2 protein-coding genes and 1 pseudogene are annotated in these 8,189 nt (G+C 51.6%); all 3 read right to left on the minus strand.

The annotated features are described in order from the left end of the window. Nucleotides 1-10: 10 nt before the first annotated feature. Nucleotides 11-3,178 (minus strand): hypothetical protein, encoded by a 3,168-nt coding sequence (locus PMX70_RS09585; RefSeq protein ID WP_271743448.1) that lies wholly within the window; start codon nt 3,176-3,178, stop codon nt 11-13. Between the two features lie 185 nt (nt 3,179-3,363). After that, a complete protein-coding gene (locus tag PMX70_RS09590; RefSeq protein ID WP_271743449.1) occupies nt 3,364-6,399 on the minus strand; it encodes a L,D-transpeptidase family protein in 3,036 nt (1,011 codons plus the stop codon). A gap of 178 nt (nt 6,400-6,577) precedes the next feature. Next, nucleotides 6,578-8,189: pseudogene (locus tag PMX70_RS09595) on the minus strand (hypothetical protein); the annotation flags it as partial.

Genomic DNA, 8,189 nt, shown 5'->3' on the forward strand with positions numbered 1-8,189 from the left:
GGATCTATATTTAGCTTTTCTCAACCAGCCTAACCTCAAGCGCTTCTAGATGCAGAGCCTCACCAGTTGTACCGGCACACTCGCCCGATTTAACCCAGTCTAGCCAACCTTTGCTTTGAACGTGTGCCCTATAGACAACGTCATAATGCTTGGCAAGATCTCCCGTCAGTTTTATTTCAACAGCCTCAACAGCAAGAGACTTCCCCGTAGTACCGGCAACCTTTCCATTTTTGACCCACTTTTGCCAGCCGATATTTTGAACGTGAGCTCGATACTCGATGCCGCCGGAATACCCTAGGTCAGGCTTGCTAATCGTCAACGCCTCAACAGCAAGATTTCGGCCAGTTGTGCCAACGGTCATGCCTTCGTAAACAGGCGACTGCCAACCAAGGTTTGAAACATGTGCCTTGATTGAAAACGCTCTCTGAATAGAGGGCTGACTCGTATCCCCAGGAGCGGGCGAACCCTTTTCGACCAAAACGACCTGAAATGCCTCTAGCCTCAAAACGAAACCGGTCGTTCCGGCAACTTGATCATTGCAGGCCCAACCGAGCCATCCCTTATCCTGAACGTGAGCTCGATAATAAACGTCATAACGATTGGCCATCTCACCAGTAAGTCGAATTTGGATAGCCTGGACAGACTTGCTCTGACCCGTAGTACCGGAGACTTCTCCCTCTTTCACATAGTCTTGCCAACCGTAATCGGAAACATGCGTCCTGTATTCCAAGCTGCCATCGTAGGGAGCATTCTGCAGGTTGAGAGTAATAGCCTCGACAGCTTTTGACTGACCGACGGTCCCGGAAGTATTTCCTCCCTTGGAAGCCGACTGCCAGCCGTCATTCGAAACATGCGAAGTTGCCAAGACGTCAAGAGAGCCTCTTGACACCTTGACGACGTCGTAGCCAGACTCACCTTTTTTGAAATAAGTCAAAGCACCGCTATCGTGCGAATAGATAGCGAAGTCGTAATTGGTCGTAGCAAGTATGGCATCCGAAAATTCCACGAGATAGCAGGAGTCATCTTGCTTGCAAAGGGACCTGATAGCCGCGTCTGAGTCCTCAGTAATAGGCGAAGCAAACCAATCCATAATCGAATAATCGATAGCAGCGCCGGGCTTCAACGCTTCGGACTTCGTAGAATTCCAAAGTCCACCGGCGGCATCGGCGCTAGCCGAGTTGTATGTACTAGACCCGTAGCCCGACAGCCCAATCTCCGGATTAAAGAAAAGAATCAGTTCCGCAGCAACGGAAGAATCAACATCGGTAATACCAAGACGGTCAAGCTGCTCCTGCTTTTGGGGATACATGCCCGTCGGTGTGTTCGGATGCCCCTTGTAATAATACAAGTAGTCATCGCCATAGATGACTTCCGTCAAGTTGGCATAGTCGTCAAAATTCTGCTCGTAAGAAACATACGTTCCAAGCAGCATCATTACCTTTTTGCCCTGTTGAGTCGCCGCATCAAAATAACCATCGTTAAAGTTGTACAGTGCCTTAAACGCTTGGACCGTATCCTCTCCCCTATTTTGCAAGCTCGTAAGCATGCTCGAAACGTTTACTTTCTTAACGTTGGGGTCTGAGGCTATTCTATTGGCAAAAGCATTATCGTCACCGCTTGTAAACAAATTGGTGCGAGTCATCCACCACTGAGTACCGGGCTCAATACTCAGCACGGCATACATAGAATCCCAGTGATCGTGATAATCGCTATACGACTTTGAGACCTCACCGGTTTCGTATTCCTTATTCTTAGCAGCGTTCCATAAAGCAATCAGCTCAGCTTGCTTAGAATCTGGATCCTTGACGTCAAAGGCCTCGTTGGTAAATACATACGTGGCAGAGCCATCGGACAACAGCCGAATGGAGTATTGACCAGTGGGAATTTTATTGGCGTAAATCATCCTATGAATCAACGAACAGGTAATGTCATTGATATACAGATTGAACTTTGCATTGGGGTTGATCTTGTAGAGAGCAGCGACATAATCCGCGAACGCCTGATAGCTCGAACCAGAAGCATTCTCCTCACGAGTCAGATACGGAAGGCCATACATCCCGGACGGAAGCGAGTTCCAGTTATAAGCACTTGGACGATCGAGCATTACAATCGACGGAATGGTCGTTCCGGCAGAAGAGGTGCTGATATCCCAGAAAGATAGCGAATAGAGAACAACAGGGAAAGAAGCACTCAAAGGGGCAAGGTTGTATTCACTCGCAGAAATGCCGATTGACTGATGGTCCTCATGAACGATGTTTCCGTTCTTCAAATACTGCAACGAAACGTCAAACGGACCATAATCGCTAAATTCAATTTCACTGGAGCTGGAATCCAAATCTCCGAGTGCGATCGTGCTGGAAACAGAACGGGTAACCTTCCCTCCATACGACATGGAGCCCGCCACCCTTATCGAATCAGCGATACCGAGTCGTTTTATATCCTCAACCTGCGGAATATTCAGGGTTACTTTAGTCGTCTCCCCAACCTGAGAAAGAGAGCAATTAAAGACATATGGGACATAGGCACCAGCAGTATCGCCGGGCGCCGCGTCACCCTTTTTTACAATGACGATCTGTATTGCTTCAACGGCATAAGACCAACCGGTGGTTCCCGCAGTCGACCCATTTGAAGTCCATCCAAGCCAGCCGAAATTAGAAGCATGAACGCGATAATACAGGTCATAAGAAGCCGCCCTGTTGCCCGTCAGCTTGAGCTCGACGGCTTCAATCTGAAGGCCCTTTCCCGTTGTGCCGGAGACGGCTCCATTAGAAACCCAATCCTGCCAGCCTTCATTTTGAACATGAGAGCGGTATTCGATACCAAGGTCTTCTGAATTAGGGAGGGAAACCCTGAGTGCTTCAAGCCTACGGGACTGGCCTGTTGTGCCAGAGGTCGAGCCATTCGATGTAAACGTCGGCTCCCAACCAATGCCTGAAATGTGAGATTTATAGCTGACGTCCGGGGCCGCCTCTTTGGGCTCCACGGTAGCATCAATCGAAGGCGCCGTTTCATCGGCTACAGCAGCAGTTTGATCCGAGGGGTCGGATTGGGTCTCTGGAACGGATTCATATTCGTTGGAACCAACATTTTGATCTGCCCAACAAGCCAAAGGGCTCAAAAGCAGCATCGTCATGAAGCAGGAAATCAGAACAATAAATGCTCTAAATTGCCTTTTCAAAAGAATCGCCTCCTAGATAGACGGTCGTCAATAACCATACTATCGGGAGTTAGCTTCATTAATGTCACCAATTAGGTGAACGAAGAAAAAGGAGCCTAATCCAACGGCAAGGGCCCTTTCCTGTTGCCAAGACTACGGCAACAGGAAAGGGCCCTCTAACAAGCTCTCACCGCTTACGGGAATAGTTAGTAGATTACCACCTTGGTAGCAAGGGGCACGTTATCCCAAATCCATTTAGCGCGATCAATGGGCAAACGCACGCAGCCTTGTGAAACATGCATTCCCATTCGGCTGTCCATGGGATTAAAAGTTCCCTGGTAGTACGGTATTGAATGGAACAGATAGTCACCGTAAAACTGCGTGTAGTAGTAGCAGGTATACCCATGTCCAAACGAGTAGCCCTTGCCGGTGACGGTATACTCACCCGTAGGCGTTGGAGTACTAGGGGCGACGGTAGAGCAAGTCCAGTATTGAGCGTAACTCCACGACCCGCGCTGTCCACGAAAAACTCCAAGGCGGCATGCTTGCCTGTCAACCATAATGAGCCAGCTTGTGCTGCTCGAATATCTATTAGCTCGATTAAGCATAGTCATCATATCTGCCGGCAACAAGGGCTGGTCAGTAAACGGACGCGCAGTAGAACCGGGAGCACCAGCGCCCTTGGGAACAATCTTCACTTGAACAGACTCGACTCTGCAGCCTATCCTAGACGTACCCGCAGGCTGCCCATTTGAGGTCCAGTCGAGCCACCCAAAGCCTTGGCAATATGCTCGATACCAAACATCAAAGTAGTTCGATAAATCACCGGTCAACTTAATCTTAAGAGCCTCGATACGCTTTGCGCAGCCTACTGTGCCAGCGACATTCCCATTGGAAGTCCAACCTTGCCAGCCCACATCCTGTACATGGGCGGAGTACTCAATACCGCCTGATACGCTACTGGAGACATTCAACTTCAGCGCCTCAATAGCAAGCGATCTGCCGGTTGTGCCCGCAACACCACCGTTGCCAACGGGATTCATCCAACCAAGCGTGGCGACATGCGCCTGGAGCGTTAGAGCTGGAGCAGAGATAAATGCGGGCGCAGACGATGAGCCAGGATTCCCGCCCTTCGCGACAAGCTTAATTTGGACAGCTTCTATCTGGATATTTAACCCGGTAGTTCCAGCGGAATCGCCGTTTTTGGCCCAACCCAACCAACCATAACCAGCCGAATGAACTCGATAGTAGATGTCATACTGATTCGCGAGGGGACCATTAATGCGCAGCTCAAGAGCCTGAATGGCCAATCCTTGTCCAACGGTCCCAACATAACCGGCAGACCGCCATTCCCGCCAACCAATATTGGCAACATGAGCTCGTGCCTCAACCAGAGAATCATCATCCACACCGGCCAGCACCACATTCAGAGCTTGAAGCGAAAGCGATTTTCCCGTTGTGCCGGCATCCTGCCCATCTAAAACAGATGGAAACCACCCACGGCTAGCGGAATGGGCCTGATAAACAACATGAGCGCAATCGGCGGAAGTATCGGAAACAAATGCTCCGTCCGTTACTCCGGGAGCGCCACTGCCTTTACTGATAATCCTTACTTCGACAGCCTTAAGGAATGAACCCGGTATCGTTGCCCCCGCATCCGCGCCATTACACGCCCAGCCAAGCCATCCTTTTTTGGAGTCAAAACACCGGTACCAAACGTCATAGGCATTAGACAAATCACCAGTAAGAGTCAATCTCACGGCCTTCAAAGTACGGCCATCATTTTTAGAATTGAGCGCGGCACCGTCAGAAACAACTCCGCTCCATCCACTAAATTCATAGCAGCCTGAATAACCGATTGAACCTGAAGTCTCTTGATTATCAAACGAAATAGAAAGCGATGTTAAAGGCTCAGAGCCGCTCTCGGAACCCATTAAAATCGTTTTACCCTGCACAGTGCCCAAGCTATTGCCATTAAGGCCATACGAACTGCCACTCAGAACATCCGTAGCTCCAATAAAATGATTCGCTGTATCTCCAGGAGCAGAGCAGCCCTTTTCGACCAACATAACCTGAATACCCTGAATGGCGGCACCCTTCCCCACCGAGCCCGCAGGAGACCCGTTGGACGTCCAGCCCAACCATCCGCCCAATTTGGAAGCATACACACGGTACCAAATGTCGTAAGTTGCAGATATCTCGTCATTGAGCTTAAACTGAACGGACTCAACTGACCGAGACTGCCCGGTCGTGCCAACAGTACCTGAAGACCAGCTTTGCCAACCAATGCCAGAGACGTGCGCGCGAGAGGAAATAGAGCCTCCGTGGCCATACCAATTAACACTAAGCGACAGTGCCTCGATTGCATTTCTTGAGTCAATGACCCCCGATGTCTTTCCGTCCGCGACAACACCCATCCATCCAACATTGGAGATATGAGATCGATAGGAAACAGTAGGCGGTTCCTGGGAATGGTCCCTAAAGGCATCGCCTCGCGCTGGCGCATCTTGAGCATTTTTTGGAAGCACCTTTATCTGAATAGCTTCGATCTGATAAGCATAGCCCTGTGTTCCAGCAGGCTCACCATTTGAGGCCCAGCCAAGCCAACCAACATTTGCAGAATGAACGCGATACCAAATGTCATACGAGTCAGAAAGACCGCCCGACAAAGATAGCTTGATCGCTTCGATGGCTCGCGACTGTCCAACTGTTCCAGATGTCTGCCCGTTACCCACCGGCTGAGGCTCCCAGCCGATCCCGGAAATGTGTGATTGGACCGAAATGCTGTCATTCCCCAAAGGGGTGCCATCTTGTGAAAGCAGATTGATCTTGAGGGCTTCAACGCGCTTAGCACGACCTGTTGTGCCAGCCGTCATTCCATTTGAAACGGGAGCCTGCCAGCCAATATCCTGTACATGAGTCTGGTATGAAACAGAACCAAAGACAGCGGATACATCATTTTCGGGTTTCGGCGAATCAGTCGCATTGGAAGCAGACTCGCTAGAAACGGATGAGGGAGAATCATTGTCTGACACAGTCGGCTGCTCGACTTCAACCCCCTGCTGTTCATCATTTAGGACGAAACTCTCGTCTTCCGAGCTGCTGGCGTCGCTATTGGAATAATCAGTAGACTCCGGCTGCACCGGTAAAGAATCAGCCCAGACAGAAAGGGGCGTCAGAAGACAATGAAGAATCAGTAATGGCGTCATTGCCGTTGCTAGCAGTCGTTGCGTCTTTTTCATTCGACTTCCCCATCAATCGACCATCTTTAGCATCATTATTTATCGTTTCGGCAATTGCTTAAATACCGAAAACGTGAATGGCACTTAAATAGAAACGAACGGACCGTTGCAAAACGACCCGTTCGTTTTTAACCAGAGTAACTGCTAGAACCTGTGCGAAGGCATGACTTTCGATCAGCTATGCAAGCGGCACGTTGTCATACCAACCCCACTTTGGCTTATATGAGGTGGAATAATAATCCAACCAGTACGCCATATCGAGCGTCCTGATCTGACCGACATTATCCATAACCTGGTTATTGCCAATATAGAGACAAACGTGACCGTAAATGCTGCCCATGCGGGTATGCGTATGCGAAGGAACGGCAATGACCATTCCAACTTTCAGCTGAGAATAATCGGTGAATTTACAATAATCCCAGTAGTAATCGCAGGCATCTGTATGGACGTTCCTAAATCCGGCACGCTCGTAGATATCTGCAATCCACTCGGAGCACAATCCCGGGCCAGGAGACGGTACCTGTCGGGCAAGATCAACAATCTTCTTCTGCATAGGATTTGCAAACGCAGAAGGCTGCCCAAGCAAACATGGCGAAACGGTGCTCCCGGGGGCATTGGCGCCCTTCCTTGTAAGTCGAACTTGAACAGCTTGGACATGCGTCCCATAGCCAGTGCTACCGGCAACGGCACCATTTTTAGTCCAACCAAGCCAGCCGACATTATCGACATGGACCCTATACCAAACATCAAAATAGGTTGCTAAGTCACCAGAAAGAGAAATTTTAATAGCCTCAACCGAATTAGATTCAGCGGTAGACGAAAGCTGCTCCCCGTTTGTCTTGCCAGAAGTCCAGCCTACATTCGAAAGATGCAGTTGATAAGCAATCCCGCCGGCAACAGATGAAGTAGTTTTAGCCGAAAACCCGGTGATGGGAATTCCCTGACCGGTCGTACCGGACACCTCTCCGGCAGGGACATAATTCTGCCAAGCACCTTTCACCTGAGCGGAATATGTCACCGTAGGTATTTCAAGATGGGGATAGCCCGATGTATCAGGATGGGAGGTACCCTTCTTAATGAGCTTAATCTGAACAGCCTCGAGAGAGCATGACATACCGGTGGTGCCGGCCTCCTCGCCGTCCTTGGCCCAGGCCATCCAGCCGATGTTGGAGGCGTGCACGCGGTAGTAGACGTCGTAGTCCTTGGCGAGGGAGCCCGTGAGCCTCAGGCGCACGGCCTCGACGGCGCGGCCCTGGCCGGTGGTGCCGCCCTCGGAGGCCGAGGGGGTGTCCCAGCCCTGCCAGCCGACGCCCGAGACGTGGGCGTCGATCTGGACGCACGAGCCGTCTGAGTAGTCGGAACTGTCGAGCGAGAGCTTGAGGTCCTCGAGGGCGAGGCCGCGGCCTGTGGTGCCGGCGGTCGCCCCGTCGGACACGGCGCCCTGCCAGCCAACGTTGGAGACGTGGGCGCGGTAGGTCAGGGACATGGGCTTCTTCTTGAAGGCGTAGTCGACGTTGGCCCCGTCGGACGAGGGGGCGGCGTCGCCCTTCTTGACGAGCCTGATCTGGACGGCCTCGACGCTCCTGCCGAAGCCGGTGGTGCCGGCCTCCTCGCCGTCCTTGGCCCAGGCCATCCAGCCGATGTTGGAGGCGTGCACGCGGTAGTAGACGTCGTAGTCCTTGGCGAGGGAGCCCGTGAGCCTCAGGCGCACGGCCTCGACGGCGCGGCCCTGGCCGGTGGTGCCGCCCTCGGAGGCCGAGGGGGTGTCCCAGCCCTGCCAGCCGACGCCA

Origin of the sequence: Collinsella aerofaciens (assembly GCF_028206795.1) — a bacterium.
GTDB classification, from domain to species: domain Bacteria; phylum Actinomycetota; class Coriobacteriia; order Coriobacteriales; family Coriobacteriaceae; genus Collinsella; species Collinsella aerofaciens_AX.